This window comes from Colwellia sp. E150_009 (assembly GCF_053543955.1).
On record NZ_JBHFOM010000015.1, the window covers coordinates 1 to 15754 of the forward strand.

At 35.6% G+C, this 15754-nt stretch carries 16 protein-coding genes; 5 read left to right on the forward strand and 11 right to left on the reverse strand.

Going from position 1 to position 15754, the window contains the following annotated elements; all coding sequences use genetic code 11:
* Positions 1-139: 139 nt before the first annotated feature.
* The 5 genes from ACE1OF_RS08700 to ACE1OF_RS08720 all read left to right on the forward strand — a co-directional run bounded on the left by ACE1OF_RS08700 (position 140) and on the right by ACE1OF_RS08720 (position 5083).
* Positions 140-1927 carry an ABCB family ABC transporter ATP-binding protein/permease gene (locus ACE1OF_RS08700; RefSeq protein WP_448893913.1) on the forward strand — a complete coding sequence of 596 codons (1788 nt, stop codon included), beginning with the start codon at positions 140-142 and terminating at the stop codon, positions 1925-1927.
* A gap of 18 nt (positions 1928-1945) precedes the next feature.
* Complete coding sequence (locus ACE1OF_RS08705; RefSeq protein WP_448893914.1) at positions 1946-2521, forward strand: DUF1415 domain-containing protein; 576 nt, start codon at positions 1946-1948, stop codon at positions 2519-2521.
* A gap of 29 nt (positions 2522-2550) precedes the next feature.
* A complete protein-coding gene (locus ACE1OF_RS08710; RefSeq protein ID WP_448893916.1) occupies positions 2551-3240 on the forward strand; it encodes a LysE family translocator in 690 nt (229 codons plus the stop codon).
* Positions 3241-3365: 125 nt separating this feature from the next.
* Positions 3366-4199, forward strand: a complete 834-nt coding sequence (locus ACE1OF_RS08715; RefSeq protein WP_448893917.1) for a hypothetical protein — start codon at positions 3366-3368, stop codon at positions 4197-4199.
* 23 nt (positions 4200-4222) lie between these two features.
* Positions 4223-5083 (forward strand): glucosaminidase domain-containing protein, encoded by an 861-nt coding sequence (locus ACE1OF_RS08720; RefSeq protein WP_448893919.1) that lies wholly within the window; start codon positions 4223-4225, stop codon positions 5081-5083.
* A 69-nt stretch (positions 5084-5152) separates the two neighbouring features.
* Here ACE1OF_RS08720 and ttcA read toward each other — a convergent pair whose 3' ends face one another.
* The 11 genes from ttcA to ccoN all read right to left on the reverse strand — a co-directional run bounded on the left by ttcA (position 5153) and on the right by ccoN (position 15552).
* Positions 5153-6064 carry a tRNA 2-thiocytidine(32) synthetase TtcA gene (gene ttcA, locus ACE1OF_RS08725; RefSeq protein WP_448893920.1) on the reverse strand — a complete coding sequence of 304 codons (912 nt, stop codon included), beginning with the start codon at positions 6062-6064 and terminating at the stop codon, positions 5153-5155.
* Positions 6065-6248: 184 nt separating this feature from the next.
* Positions 6249-7187 (reverse strand): universal stress protein UspE, encoded by a 939-nt coding sequence (uspE, locus tag ACE1OF_RS08730; protein ID WP_448893921.1) that lies wholly within the window; start codon positions 7185-7187, stop codon positions 6249-6251.
* Between the two features lie 138 nt (positions 7188-7325).
* A complete protein-coding gene (gene fnr, locus ACE1OF_RS08735; RefSeq protein WP_448893922.1) occupies positions 7326-8045 on the reverse strand; it encodes a fumarate/nitrate reduction transcriptional regulator Fnr in 720 nt (239 codons plus the stop codon).
* Positions 8046-8141: 96 nt separating this feature from the next.
* Entirely contained in the window at positions 8142-8870 is a 729-nt protein-coding gene (locus ACE1OF_RS08740; RefSeq protein WP_448893923.1) for a sulfite exporter TauE/SafE family protein, read from the reverse strand.
* On the reverse strand, positions 8867-9091 hold the full coding sequence (gene ccoS / locus ACE1OF_RS08745) for a cbb3-type cytochrome oxidase assembly protein CcoS (protein WP_448893924.1): 225 nt from the start codon (positions 9089-9091) through the stop codon (positions 8867-8869). The genes ACE1OF_RS08740 and ccoS overlap by 4 nt, the downstream gene beginning before the upstream one ends.
* Before the next feature lie 10 nt (positions 9092-9101).
* Entirely contained in the window at positions 9102-11582 is a 2481-nt protein-coding gene (locus tag ACE1OF_RS08750; RefSeq protein ID WP_448893925.1) for a heavy metal translocating P-type ATPase, read from the reverse strand.
* Between the two features lie 3 nt (positions 11583-11585).
* Positions 11586-12092, reverse strand: a complete 507-nt coding sequence (locus ACE1OF_RS08755; RefSeq protein ID WP_448893926.1) for a FixH family protein — start codon at positions 12090-12092, stop codon at positions 11586-11588.
* Between the two features lie 180 nt (positions 12093-12272).
* Positions 12273-13244: a cytochrome-c oxidase, cbb3-type subunit III gene (gene ccoP / locus ACE1OF_RS08760; RefSeq protein WP_448893928.1), complete on the reverse strand. Its 972-nt coding sequence runs from the start codon at positions 13242-13244 to the stop codon at positions 12273-12275.
* Positions 13237-13461: a cbb3-type cytochrome oxidase subunit 3 gene (locus tag ACE1OF_RS08765; protein WP_448893929.1), complete on the reverse strand. Its 225-nt coding sequence runs from the start codon at positions 13459-13461 to the stop codon at positions 13237-13239. Before ACE1OF_RS08765 ends, ccoP begins: the two co-directional genes overlap by 8 nt.
* 10 nt (positions 13462-13471) lie before the next feature.
* A complete protein-coding gene (ccoO, locus tag ACE1OF_RS08770) occupies positions 13472-14116 on the reverse strand; it encodes a cytochrome-c oxidase, cbb3-type subunit II (RefSeq protein WP_448893931.1) in 645 nt (214 codons plus the stop codon).
* A gap of 11 nt (positions 14117-14127) precedes the next feature.
* On the reverse strand, positions 14128-15552 hold the full coding sequence (gene ccoN, locus ACE1OF_RS08775; RefSeq protein WP_448893932.1) for a cytochrome-c oxidase, cbb3-type subunit I: 1425 nt from the start codon (positions 15550-15552) through the stop codon (positions 14128-14130).
* Positions 15553-15754: the final 202 nt, after the last annotated feature.

Sequence of the window (15754 nt, forward strand, 5' to 3'; positions counted from 1 at the left end):
TTCAATCAATGCCTTGCCTACATGGATGTAGGTACTTAGGTTATGTTTGGAACGTATAACCTGTGCCTCTAAGCCTTTTAATTCTCGCTGAGTGGGAAAGAACTTAATCAACTTGGTATTATTTATAAATAAGGTAAATATGCGTCGTTCAAGTTATTCTGAACAAGAAGTTTCCACTATTAATTGGCAAGCGTTTAAATTAATTTTACCTTATCTTTTTGAGTTTAAAAAACGTATCACGTTTGCTTTTTTCTGTTTGATACTCACTAAAATAGCCAGTGTATACTTACCTTTCATTTTAAAAGATATTGTTGATACCTTAGATGCGAAAGCGCCTGAGAATTTGAATACGTTTGTAGTACCTTTTGGTTTAGTACTCGCTTATGGTGCTGTACGTTTATCTATTGTGGTGTTTGCAGAAATTCGTGATACGTTATTCGGTCGGGTAACTGAGCGAGCAATACGTCGTATTGGCTTAAAAGTATTTCGTCATTTACATCAATTAGATCTTGATTTTCACTTAAACCGACAAACAGGTGGTTTATCTCGTGATATAGACCGAGGCACTTCGGGCATTAGTTTTTTAATGCGCTTTATGGTGTTTAATATTGTTCCCACATTATTTGAAATTGTAATGGTTGTTACGATTTTATTTGTAAACTATGGTATTTGGTTTGCCTTAATTACCTTAGGATCAATTCTTACCTATATAGCCTATTCTGTCTACGCTACCGACTTAAGAACACGTTATGTTCGCGAAGCCAATCGAGCGGATTCTTCAAGTAATACTCGGGCGATTGATAGCTTACTTAATTACGAAACAGTTAAATATTTTACTAATGAAGATTATGAAGCACAGGCATACGACAAACAACTGAGTATGTGGGAACAAGCCAAAATTAAAAATCGTTTATCATTATTTGCATTAAATGGCGGACAAGCACTTATTATTGCCATAGCAATGACCTCAATGTTAGCACTTGCAGCTGTTAATGTTAGTGAAGGCAAGATGACATTAGGTGATTTTGTATTAATCAATGCCTTTATGATGCAGTTATTTATGCCACTTAACTTTTTAGGTTTTGTTTATCGTGAAATCAAAGGCTCATTGGCAAACATCGAAAATTTATTTGGTTTATTAGATAAAACACCTACAGTGCAAGATATTGATAACGCCACTGAGTTATCAATAAGCCAAGCGAGTATTAGTTTTAACAATGTACACTTTTCGTATAATAAAAAACGTCCTATCATCAAGGGGGTTTCTTTTAAGGTCAATGGTGGGAAAAAGGTTGCGGTTGTTGGTGAAAGTGGTTCAGGTAAATCAACGTTAGTTAAATTATTATTTCGTTTTTATGATGTTAGTTCAGGTGCTATTAGTATCGATGCTCAAGATATAAATCATGTTACGCAAAACTCACTGCGACAGCACATAGGCATTGTGCCACAAGACACAGTTCTCTTTAACGATACTTTGTTTGCTAATGTTAATTATGGCAACCCAGAAGCAAATGCTCAACAAGTGATGAAAGCTATTGAACTTGCGCACCTAACAAAGTTTGTTAATAGTCTTCCAGAAGGTGTTGAAACAATGGTAGGCGAACGTGGATTAAAATTGTCTGGTGGTGAGAAACAACGGGTTGCTATCGCGAGAACAATATTAAAAAACCCCCATATTCTTGTGTTTGATGAAGCAACTTCTTCGTTAGATAGTCATTCTGAGCAAGCCATTTTAGCCGCAATTAATGAGGTAGCAAAAACCCGCACGAGTTTGGTCATTGCACACCGATTATCTACTATTACAGATAGCGATAGTATTATTGTGATGAATGACGGTGAAATAGTTGAGCAAGGTAATCATAAAGAATTATTAGCCTTGCAAGGAAAATACAGTAAAATGTGGCAATTACAGCAATCAACAAACTAATATGTGAAGCATAGCTTAATGACTAGTAGTAAAAATAAAACTGAAACTAATGCAATTTTAGCCATAAAACAATGGCTTGAAGAAGTGATTATTGATCTTAATTTTTGCCCTTTTGCAAAAAAAGAATTTGTAAATAACACTATTTATTATCATGAATCTACAGAGGATCAAGTAAAACCAGCATTACATGAATTAATTGGACAATGTCGCTACTTACAAGCTCATAATGAACTTGAAACCACGTTGATCATATACCGAGATGGATTCAGAGGGTTTGAACGTTATTTAGATTTAGTTGAATATGGTAATGATTTACTCGTTAACTCTGGCTTCGAAGGTATTTTTCAACTTGCTAGTATGCATCCTGAGTACTGTTTTGATGGCGAAGATTATGACGATAGTAGTAACTTTACTAATCGATCTCCTTATCCTGTTATACATATTATTCGTGAGGCAAGTATGGCAAAGGTATTATCTGTGTATAATGAACCCGAAAAAATTCCAGAAAACAATATTGCGTTAGCAAATAAAAAAGGTACGCTTTTTTTTCAACAAATACTGACCAATATTCACCATAAATACCCATTACAATAATCCCCTTTACATTAATAATAGAATCATTCATGTCATATTTAGAACAATTTTTTCTTATTGCAGTAGTGCATTTACTTGCTGTAGCCAGCCCCGGGCCTGATTTTGCTATTATATTGAAACAAAGTATTCGTTATGATCGCCGTACTGCAATATTTACCAGCTTTGGTATAGCAACGGGGATTTTATTGCACGTTACCTACTCTTTAGTTGGGGTGGGGTTGATTATTGCAAGTGATGAAAGGTTATTTACTGCGTTAAAATATATAGCCGCAAGTTATTTTTGCTATATAGCTTGGCACGGTTTACGTGCGAAAAAACCTAATGATACTGAAGCGTTGCAAACTTTGAGTGGTGAAGAAAATAAGAACCGTGATGACTACCGAGTGTTAACCACCGTAGCGAATAAAGAAACACTTCCTTCAGCGAAAAGAGCATTTTTTACGGGATTTTTAATTAATGGATTAAACGTAAAGGCAACATTGTTTTTTGTTAGTTTGTACTCTGTCGTCATTGCACCTGACACACCTTTTGTAATAAAGCTGAGTTATGGATTGTATATGACAGTAGCAACAGGGGGTTGGTTTGTTTGTTTATCATACTTACTAACGCATCCTCGCATTAGATATTTTTTACAAATTAAAGGTTATCTTCTTGATAGAATAATGGGGGGCGTTTTATTAGCCTTAGCTGTTCAGTTAGTGCTTAGTGACTTGAATTAGACCATAGTCGTCAACACTTAATTTTATATTCGGGTATAATGCCGTTTTTATTTTATTCTTCTCGCTAGATTTACTTTTAACTAATTATTTTGATCAATTAGTAAAAACTTATAAGGATTACTGTTTTGCCAGAAAAAATAACGATCGTACAAGTTGGTGGTAATATTGAAAGTGCGCTTAAGGGCGACTACCAAATTGATGTTAAAACTATCTTAACTGAAGCGTGGGAACAAACATTAAAGTCTAGGTTAGCTATTAATTTAGGTTTGTTATTTTCTTTGTTGCTTGGCATGTTAGTTTCTTTTATTGTCAGTAATTACCTTGGTGGTATTGAAGTTGTTATTGCTGATCCAAAAGCTAGTATGATACTAAACCTTATTGTTACTGTAGCGGTATGGCCTTTTGTTGGTGGTATTGAAATGATGGGAGTTCAGCATGCTATTGGTATGCAAACACATGCCAAAATGATATTTTCTTTTTTATCTCGGGCGAGCTGGGTAGTATTATGCGCATTATTTACCTCAATATTAATTAGCATTGGTTTTCAATTGTTTGTGCTGCCAGGCATCTTTTTAGCCGTAACGTTATCATTAACCATACCTCTTGTTATTGAAAAAAAAATGACGCCTATGAAAGCGATCATCTTATCTATTCAAACATTACGATTTAAGTTTTTTGCTATTCTTTATTTGTACTTCATTTTACTGCTATCACTTGTTGTTTTATTTATGCCATTGGCTTTTTTACTTGAATCGAGTTTTGCTCCGTTAGGCGTGATGATTTTGTTAATTGGCGTGTCGTTTCTTGCCCCTTTATTTTATAATGTCAAAGGTATTTTATATCGTGAAATTTTTGGTATTAGTTTAGCTACCAATAAGCCTATTGACATTACTTTGTTAACAAATAGCGCAAAATCAGATAAAAATTCATCAGACAGTGATGATACCTTTTCTGCATAAACCGACTTATTTATGGAATTCTTATGAAAAACTCAATACTAATTAAGGTTGAATTGTTTTTGTTCGCTATTTTTTTGATTGCCCCTTTTACTTTTTTGAAACCCACGGTAATGAATAAAACGATTGAATCAACACCAATTGAAATAAAAGCCAAAACACAAGCCCAAGTAACTGCGGATGAAAAATCTGAAAAAATAATTAAAAAAACAGTTGAAAAACCTTTACATAATGTGGAATTGCCAGATTTTGCTGCAATAGATGACATAAAAACCAAAAAGAAAAAGTTTTTTAACTTTATAAAACCTGTTGTGGTTAAACAAAATAGAAAACTATTAGAAACTAGAGCAAAGCTTAATACTTGGATTGAAAAAGTATCACTAGAATTACCTTTATCTGAACAAGAACATCAAGAATTAAACCGTTTAGCAAAGCAATATCAAGTAAATAAAAATGCGTCAACATTAACAAAATTAAATGCTCTGTTATCACGTGTTGACATTATTCCTATTCCATTAGTTTTGGTTCAGGCAGCAAATGAGTCGGCTTGGGGAACCTCTCGGTTCTCTCGTATCGGCCTGAACTTTTTTGGTATTTGGTGCTATCAACAAGGATGTGGCATGGTGCCAAGTGGAAGAAGCACTGGTGAAATACATGAAGTGGCTGCTTTTCAGAGTCTAGAAGAAGCGGTTGTACGGTATTATAAAAACATTAATACTAACAATGCATATAATGTGTTTAGAACCATACGGGCTGAATTACGGTCACAAGAACAAAATCTTAACCCTACAGTACTTGCAACAGGCCTATTACCGTATTCTGAACGTGGTGTAGATTACGTCATTGATATCACTAATATGCTAAGACATAATCAACAGTACTTTTAGCTATAAGGATAGTTGGGGAGTATGAAGTGAAATCAATATATAAGTTATTGTATTATAAAATGTATGGTATTATTTCACTTCAATCACATTTAACTCATTATTATGCTTAGTTGTATTACTAAAATTGTTATCTATTTCAGCTTCATCAAATGCTAGATCACCACCATTGATTACACCTGATGTACTATCAATATTTTTGAAATTGAATAAATTACCGTCACAAAGGTGAGAAGGTACAATGTTTCGCATGGCTGTGAACATTGACTCTATTCTGCCTGGTGATTGCTCGTTCCAGTCGTTTAACATGCGTTTAATATTTTGTCGTTGCATATTGGGTTGAGAGCCACATAAGTTACACGGAATAATTGGAAACTGCTTTAGCTCGCCGTATTGAATTAATTCGCTTTCTTTGCAAAATGCTAAAGGGCGAATAACAACATGCTCACTATTGTCTGAAACCAATTTGGCTGGCATAGCTTTCATTTTTCCACCATAGAACATATTTAGCATCAAGGTTTCAATCATGTCATCACGATGATGTCCTAAGGCAATTTTAGTTGCGCCTAAGTTTTTGGCTGTTTTATAAAGTACAGCACGGCGCAGTCTTGAGCATAAACTACAGGTGGTTTTTCCTTCAGGAATTTTATCTTTTACTATGGTGTAGGTATCTTCTTCTATTACATGGTACTCAATACCTAAGCTGTCTAAGTATTGAGGCAGAATATGTTCAGGGAAACCAGGTTGTTTTTGATCTAAATTTACCGCGATTAATTCAAAATTAATTGGCGCGGATTCTTTTAATTTCATTAGAATACTAAGTAAGGCATAACTGTCCTTACCGCCTGATAAACACACCATGATTTTATCGCCATCTTCAATCATATTGTATTCAGCTATGGCTTGACCAACATTATGACGTAGGCGTTTTTCTAATTTTGATAGTTGAGATTTTTGCACGGCTGTTAAGCGGGTAGAGTTCATGTTGCAGATTCTTTAGTACGCAGAATGTAAAGTGATAGATTTTACGCCATCGATTTTGCGGCGCATTATTTTTCGAGGTATTATAGGACTTTTATACTTTTAAAGCTAGTTGATACTATAGGGGATATTGTCATAAGGGGCCTGTAGTCAGCCCCTTGCTATGATATGTTTTTTTGGATAATAATTATTCTAGCGGTGAAACATAGCCATCAGGTTTTAGTGCTAATACATCACAGTCAAGTTGATCAATAACGTGTTCAGCGGTGTTACCTATTAAAGCTGCTGATATACCTGTTCTACCTATGGTGCCCAATATTACTAGCTCAGCATCAATTTTTGTTGCTACGTGCTCGATGACTGTTTCGGGCAAACCTTCTTCAACATGTGTGTTATCAATACTAATATCAAACTTATTTGCATGAGTGATCATAGCTTGTTCGTGATGCTTAAGCATGGTGTCGTTATATTCAGTTGAATTAAACTCAGGTATTTCAATAGCAATATTAACAGGCGTACCAGGAAATGAATTAACTAAATGGACATTACCTTTTATAAGTTGTGCTAATTGTTTGGCTTCTTGTGTTATTTTTAGATTGAGTGAGTGGTGTTCTGCTTCATCACTGCCAACATTAACTGCAGCGAGAATATTACCATTGCTTGGCCATTCATGCTCTTTTACAAGTAGTACTGGGCAGGGGCATTTTCGTAATATGTGCCAATCAGTAGGTGTAAATACAACGGATTTTAGTTTGTCATGTTGATGAGTGCCTTTAATTACAAGATCGTATTTTTCTTGAATAACACGCTCAACAATGGCTTCAAAGGGGCGGTTATGCCAAACAACTTGGCTCGTTATTTTAATCTCAGGATTTAAATCACTAATGATGTCAGTAAGCCAAAGTTCTTTATCTTTGATTACTGATTGGCGCATTACATCACGTTCATCACTTGAGAGAATTGTGGTCATTTCATAAGAGAAGTCGAAAATACTTAAAAAGGCCGTAACATTAACCTTATTACCACTCGCGTCGATGCTGATGGCTAAATCAATTGCTCTTTTTAATGCTTTTTGATCGTTAGTTGTTGGGTCAATAACAACCAAAATGTTTTGATAGGTATTCATGATAACTCTCACCTTTGCTATAAATTAAGTAAAGCCTACCTATGTTTATAGCAAAAATGAAGAATTAATGCTTGTTTTAAATCAATTTTTTTAATATTTTAATAGTAGCTTAACTATAAGTTTATCGCTAAAAGTATTTTATAGCTCAGAGCAATCTATTAATTCATCAATGTCGAGTATGGTAATAAGCTTACCATCAACTTTTATTAAACCATTTTTATGGAAGCGGTTTAATAAACGACTGATTGTTTCAACGGTTAAACCAATATAATTGCCAATATCACTGCGTGTCATGGTTAAACGGAATTCAGAAGAGGATAGACCTCTAGCATGATACCTGTCACTTAAACTAACTAAAAAAGTAGCAACTCGTTGTTCAGCATTTTTTCTGTTTAATAAAGTTAGCATTTCTTGATCAGTGCGAATTTCATTACTCATTAAACGCAAAACTTGTTTTTTAAGTTTAGGCATAGTGTTTGATAACTTGTCTAAACTATTATACGGAATTTCACAGATCATTGATGTTTCTAGTGCTTGGGCAAAACTTTTATGTTCTGAATCAGCAATTCCATCAAAGCCGAGTAAATCACCTGCTAAATGAAAACCTGTGATTTGTTCTTCACCTTGCTCATTTACAGTGAAGGTTTTAAATGTACCGGAACGTATAGCATAAAGTGCGTGCATTTCTTGACCATCAGTAAACACTTTATCACCTTTATGAAATGGACGTTTACGATCAATTATTTCATCAAGGCTATCTAGCTCTTGATTATTTAGCGTGAAAGGGAGACAAAGTTCACTAATGCTACAGTTTTGACACTTAATATGCTGTGTACCAGGGCAACTATTCTTTGGCATAGATTACTCATTAATATTAGAGAAATAGATTGTTTTTAAATACCCTTACTACAGCATAAGGGTATTTGCTCTAATTCCTTGGACTAGACTATGGTATTAGAACATTTGTTGATATGCAACAATAAAACTGTAAATACCGTAGGATATTAGAATTAATGCCATTGTTTGTCTTACAAGTGGCTTGATTAGGTGCTTTTTCATACTAGTCATGCCAATAGAAAGGGTTAACAGGGCAGGTAATGTTCCTAGACCAAAAAAAAGCATAATGCTTGCCCCTGAAACTATACTACCACTTGCTAAAGCCCAAGTCAGCGTTGAATAAACTAACCCACAAGGTAACCAGCCCCAAATAACACCTAGTGATAAAGCTTTGGCAGGTGAATTGACTGGAATGGCCTTACTGGCTAATGGGGAGATATATTGCCATAAGTACTTCCCTAACGCTTCAATGCGGTTTAGCCACATTAGCCATTGTCCGAGGTATAAACCAAGTAAGATCATGAAAACTGCAGAAATTATGCGTAAGGCGGCAAGAGGGGCTCCAAGATTTTTTGCTGCAATAGAGCCAGTAAAGCCAACAATGGCACCGATAAATGCGTAAGAAGTAATTCGGCCTAAATTATAACAAATAACTAAAATGGTTTTGTTGTAAGCTTTACAGGGATTTTCTTGATTATTAACGGGAATTTGTTGATTTTCATATTTATGTGGGACTGGTGTTGGTAGAGCAGAGGTAAGCATAGAAGTAATGCCGCCACACATCGCAATACAATGACCAGAGCCAAGTAAACCAATCACAAAAGCGGAGAGCAAATCAAGATTCATTTATCTATTCGCTGATTATTAACTGTTTCTTGCTGTTTATCGGTGTTATGTGTAACTTGCGACTTATTGTTGCTTTCATCTTTAGCATCATCAAACAGAATACTCATGCCTTGTTTCTCTAAATCTTCAAACTGTTCAGTTTTTACAGCCCAAAAAAAGAGATAAATACCAAGAGCAGTGAGTAATACGGCAATTGGAATTAATATATAAATAATACTCATATCTTTACTCTTAGTGTGGTTTAGTATTGAAAGCTGATGCACTGTTTTTTAGTAATCGTAATGAATTACTTATGACTAAAATTGAACTGACAGACATGCCAATAACAGCCATATAAGGAGTAATAAAACCACATACCGCTAAGGGGAGTACAATGGCATTATAACCAAAAGCCCATAAGTAATTTTGAAAAATAACACGTTTGGTTTTTATTGAAACATGGTTCAATATATTAATACTTGATAACTTATTATTTAACAAAATTACATCAGCACCGCTTTTGGCTATATCTGTACCACAACCCATTGCCATAGACACATGAGCCGCGCCAAATACAGGTGAGTCATTCACGCCATCGCCTATCATCGCTATATTGATATTTTTATCTTCTTGATTTTTAATAATAGCCATTTTATCAGTTGCACTTAAATTTCCATAGCATTGAGATATTGATAATTTTTGGCCTATTTTATCACACGCATCTTGATTATCACCAGAAAGCATTAGTGTTTTATGGTTCATATTAAGACAATCAATTACTGGTTTAGCATCGTCTCTTATTTTATCTTTCAGATAAAATGCCGCAATAAGTTTGTTATCAGAAACTAATACGCAAGACGCATTGATTAAGTCTTGGTGTTCTTGCTTTGATGTTGATAATAACCAGCTTGCTTTACCTATTTTGTAAGACGTTCCGTTGACCTCTCCACTCACACCTTGCCCAGATAAAACCTCAATGTTATTTGCTTTTATGTTGTAATCTCTGTGTTCTACAAACGGTTTTGCAAGCGGGTGCTCTGAGTGTGACTCAAGTGCAGCGGCTATTGCTAAGATATCTTTTTCTAAATATTGAGTATTCTTAATGATAATTTTATCAATGGTAAATTCGCCCGTGGTTAGCGTTCCAGTTTTATCAAAAGCAAAGTAATCAATATTAGGCATTGTTTCCATAACGTGGGCTGATTTAATCATAATACCATCACGATTTAATCGAGTGGTAGCACAAGTTAATGCGGTAGGTGTTGCTAACGATAAGGCGCAAGGGCAAGTGGCGACTAACACAGATAAAGTAATCCAAAAAGCCTCTTCGGGTAAATGTTGCTGCCAATATAAAGCAGTGCCTATTGCGGTAAGTAAAATAATTGCCACAAAATATTGTGCCACTTTGTCAGAAAAACGCGCTAATTTAGGTTTATGTGCTTGAGACTGTTCACTTAAACGAATTAATTGACTCAAAAAAGATTGGTTACTGGGCTGTTTTACTTCTATGGTTAGGTTACCGTCACTATTAATAGTGCCAGCAAAAACTTGGTCATTAACTGTTTTGGTAACAGGTAATTGTTCTCCAGATAACATAGCTTCATTTACTTGACTATTACCACTGATGATAATGCCATCAGCAGGAATAACTTCGCCTGGCTTTATGAGCACTACATCACCTTTAATTAACTGCTTAGCAGCTACAAGCTCTTCAATATATTTATTGGTGTCTTCAAAATTTGTTATTGATAATTCATCAATGTTATTTGCTTTACCGATTCTGATTGCTGTCATAGGCATAAGTTTTAACAAATTGGCAGAGACTTGTGCAGCATAAGACCGAGCTCGGAATTCTAAAAATTTGCCAATTAACAATAAAAAGGTAAACATTGAAACTGATTCAAAATAAACCTCGCCTTGCTGAGTTATGGTTGCCCATGCACTTGCACAAAAAGCTAATATGATCGCAATAGACACAGGTACATCCATTGACAAACGTTTCATTTTTAGCGCATTTATTGCACCAGTATAAAAAGGAAAAGCACCATAAGATACAATAGGAACAGCTAAAAGAAAGCTAACCCAACGCATGTATATTTTATTGTGCTCAGCCATGTCAGAAAATGCACCAAAATACAAACCCACAGCTATCATCATGATTTGCATCATTAAAATTCCACTTATACCTAAGCGTTTAATGAAAATTTTACTTGTGGCTTTGTTTCGTTGTTCAATCTCATTGGCTTTAAAGGGCAATGCCTGATAACCAATATGCTCAATGGCATCAAGAATATCACTGAGTTGTAAAATGCTGTCTTGCCAAACTATAGTGGCTCGTTGAGTTGTGGCATTAACGCTGATCTTGATAATACCCTCAAGTTTGGTTAACTGCATTTCAATTAACCATGCGCAAGCTGCGCAACTGATACCTTCAATGGTTAAAATAGCTTCTTTTGAATCTTTATTTTGATAAATAAACTCACTTTGTAGTATTTCTTTATCAAGTAATTTATTTTTTTGTTGCTGTTGAAACTTAAGTTCTTCAGGAATTAAATTTGCACCTTTTTGAGCTGGTTCGGTTCTAAATTGATAATATTGCGTGAGATCATTATCAACAATAGTTTGGGCAACTGCTTGGCAACCAATACAGCACATAGGCTGTTTTACTTTGTTAATGGTAACGTAAAGATTAATGCCTTTTGGAATAGGCTCATCACAATGAAAACAAGACATAGCTTACTGTGCTTTTGTTGGATCTGGAATTATATCAATAAAGTCATTTTGAGGAAGGCTAATGGTGTCTTGAATTTTCCAACTAGTATCAGAGATGTTATTAAATGGGGAAATGGTTACTTTCCATTTACCAGATATTTGTTTATCAAAATTATGCCTAAAATATCCATTACCATCCGGTGTTAAGGATAAATTAAAATCTTCGTTTTCTAAGGTTGGATGAAAAAAACTAATGTTAAGCATAGGAAAGTTTTTTTCAATGCCTGTAGGTTTTACAACAAGCTCATTATTAGATAATTGTAAGGCAAAACGTACGCCTAACTTCTGTGCTCGTTTTACTTTGGCGACTTGTAAATTAATCGCTTTACCTGTTTTATAATAATCACCAACAACTAATGAATCTGGTTCACTATTTGCAATTATGTAAGTAGAAATCCCTGCAACAACCGCAGTAAAAGGAAGAATAAAAACTAACCAAGCCCACGGTTCACGATACCAAGATGTATTCATAGTGTTTAACAATATTCAGCAGTATAAATTGTGCTACATTATAACTTTTTTTTATTTGTTGGGCTAGTTTTCTTTAGGATATTTAAACAATAAAAAACCCTATTTAACAATGTGTTAAATAGAGTTTTGAAATATTAACTTACAAATTCAAGGATAACTAAGTATATTGTTTTTTGCTACTTAATCTAGCGAAAGAGAATAAATATAAGCACTAACTAAGTGTACTTTTTCCTCGCCTAGAATATCTTTCCAAGGAGGCATTATCCCAGCACGGCCATTACGAATAGACTCTTCAATTGCTCGTTGAGAACCACCGTATAACCATGTGTTATCTGATAAGTTTGGTGCACCCATTGGTAAGCCTAATGCTAAACTACCTTGACCTTCAGGTCCGTGACAACCAGCACAAATTCCAAATTTAGCTTTACCTGCATTGGCAAGATCAGCATTAACAGAACGTCCACTTAAACTAATAACATAAGCAGCAACTTCTTTAACGCCTTCTTCACCACCAAGAGCACCAGCCCAAGCCATCATACCTACCGCTTTACGGCCATGCATTATGGTTTCTTTAATTTTTTCTGGTGTTCCGCCATATAACCAATCTTTATCTGCTAGGTTAGGAAATCCTGTCGTACCGTGCGCGTCTGATCCATGACACTGTGAACAGTTTTGAATAAATAAACGTTGGCCTACTTTTAGTGCTTCACTGTCTGTTGCTAAATCTTCGATAGTACGAGCAGCGTAAGCTTCAAAGATAGGTCCGTATTTCTCATCTGCTTGAGCAACTTCACGGTCATACTGAACTAATACACCAGAATCAGCGGCTAAATACTCTGCTGTTTTCGCTTTTGATTCAGCTAGGTTCATAATCCCTTGGTTTGAACTCTTCCAGCCTAATAAACCGGTCCAGTTACCTAAGCCGTACATAGCAATATAGCCAAAAGCCCAAATAATAGTTAATAAGAAAAACGTGCTCCACCACTTAGGTAAAGGGTGGTTTAATTCTTCAATTCCATCAAAAGAGTGACCTAATGATTCACCTTCTTTTACACCTGCAAAGTTCTTTAAGCACCAACGTAGTAATAAATACATACCTACTAATGTGCCAAGGGTAAGAACCCAAACCCATATATTCCAGAAGCTAGACATTATTATTAGTCTCCTGTTTGCTATCTGTATCAAGGTGGCTGTTTTTATTTTGCTTTGTCGTTTGTTCTTTTAAGACTCCGTCGTCTTCTTCAAAAATAGAGTTAGCCACTTCATCAAATGAAGACTTACGTTTTTTTGAATAAGACCAAACTACAATAATAATAAATAAAGCCAATATTAGGAGGGCAAAAAACCCTCTAAGCGTTCCGTAATCCATAATAATCAGCTTACTTCAATGCATGCCCAAGTGATTGCAAATAAGCAACCAAGGCTTCCATTTCAGTTTTACCTTTTACTGCTTCAGCAGCGCCATCGATTTCAGCCTGAGAATAGAGTGGTATAGCTTTACCATTTTCATCTTTGTGGCTGCGATTACGCGTTAACCAATTAAAGGTTTCAAGCTTTTTACTTGTCAGCTCACCATCAAGGGTATTTGTATTTAACCACTTGAAAGAAGGCATATTTGATTCTGGCACTACCGAACGAGGATCAATTAAATGAGCAATATGCCAATCATCACTATAACGTCCACCAACACGTGCTAGATCAGGGCCTGTACGCTTAGATCCCCATAAAAATGGATGTTCCCAAACATGTTCACCAGCAACACTGTAATGGCCATAGCGTTCAGTTTCAGCTCTAAACGGACGAATCATTTGACTATGACAGTTACTACAGCCTTCACGAATATAAATATCGCGACCTTCCATTTGTAGGGCAGTGTAAGGTTTTAAATTGTCAACAGGCGTTGTCATTTCTTTTTGGAAAAACAATGGTGTGATTTCTACTAAGCCACCAACACTAATCGCTAATACTGCAAAAAGGAAAAACAAACCGACATTCTTTTCTACTTTTTCATGTTTATTTTGCATGGTTGTTCTCCTTAAACTGCTTCAATAGGCTTAAGACTTCCATCTTTAGCGCCAATAGTTTTAAACATGTTGTAAGCCATTAAAATAAAGCCTGATACAACGAGAACACCACCTAAGAAGCGAATAAAATAGAATGGGTATGATGCTGTTAAGCTTTCTACAAAGCTATAAGTTAGCGTACCGTCAGTATTTACTGCGCGCCACATTAACCCTTGCATTACGCCTGAAATCCACATAGCTACAATATAAAGTACGATACCAGTTGTATGCATCCAAAAGTGAACATTGATCAAACGAATGCTAAACATACGACCTTGGTTAAATAACACGGGAATTAAGTGGTATAAAGCACCAATTGAAACCATAGCAACCCAACCTAAAGCACCTGAATGCACATGGCCAACAGTCCAGTCAGTGTAATGAGATAAAGCATTTACTGATTTAATGGCCATCATAGGCCCTTCAAAGGTAGACATACCGTAGAAAGAAAGTGAAACAATTAAGAAACGTAGAATAGGATCGGTACGTAGCTTATGCCAAGCTCCAGAAAGCGTCATAATACCGTTAATCATCCCACCCCAAGAAGGGAGGAATAATACAACTGACATCACCATACCCACTGATTGAGCCCAATCAGGTAATGCAGTGTAATGTAAATGATGAGGGCCAGCCCATATATATAATGAGATTAATGCCCAAAAATGTACTATAGATAAACGATAAGAATACACAGGGCGTTCTGCTTGTTTAGGAACAAAGTAGTACATCATTCCTAAGAAACCAGCAGTGAGTAAGAAACCAACGGCATTATGTCCGTACCACCATTGCATCATGGCATCAATGGCACCAGGATAGATAGAGTAAGATTTCATCAGAGAAATAGGAACTACCATTGAGTTACCAAGGTGTAATACCGCAACAGTTACTATAAAACCACCAAAGAACCAATTGGCCACATAGATATGTGATGTTTTACGTTTAACTAGGGTACCAAAAAAAACAATGGCATAAGAAACCCATACGATAGTGATAAGTATATCGATTGGCCACTCTAATTCTGCGTATTCTTTTGTTGAGGTATAACCCAAAGGCAAAGATATAGCCGCAGATAAAATAACCGCTTGCCAACCCCAAAAAGTAAAAGCAGCTAATTTGCCACCAAATAATCGAGTTTGACAAGTACGTTGCACAACGTAATAAGATGTAGCAAATAGAGCACTTGTTCCAAAAGCGAAGATTACCGCATTGGTATGAAGTGGACGAAGACGGGAGTAGGTTAACCAAGGTGTATCAAAGTTTAACGCTGGCCAAATTAATTGTGCCGCGATAAGTACACCTACCAGTGTACCTACGATCCCCCAGATTACAGTCATTACAGTAAATTGACGAACAACATTGAGGTTGTAGTCTACTGCTGACGTATTACTTTGAGTCATGTTTTGTATTCCGCAGTGTTATTATTAATGAGAATAGCTTTATTGACTTATAACCATCAAAAATACTTTTTAAGGGTATTTTTAGATTAAAAAACAAAAAAGCGAACGATATTTATACTATTTTTGTACGGTTTTTTTTTAGCTGACAAATGGCGTTGATATATGTCACAAAATGCAGCTAAATGCATTGTATGCAAGGTAA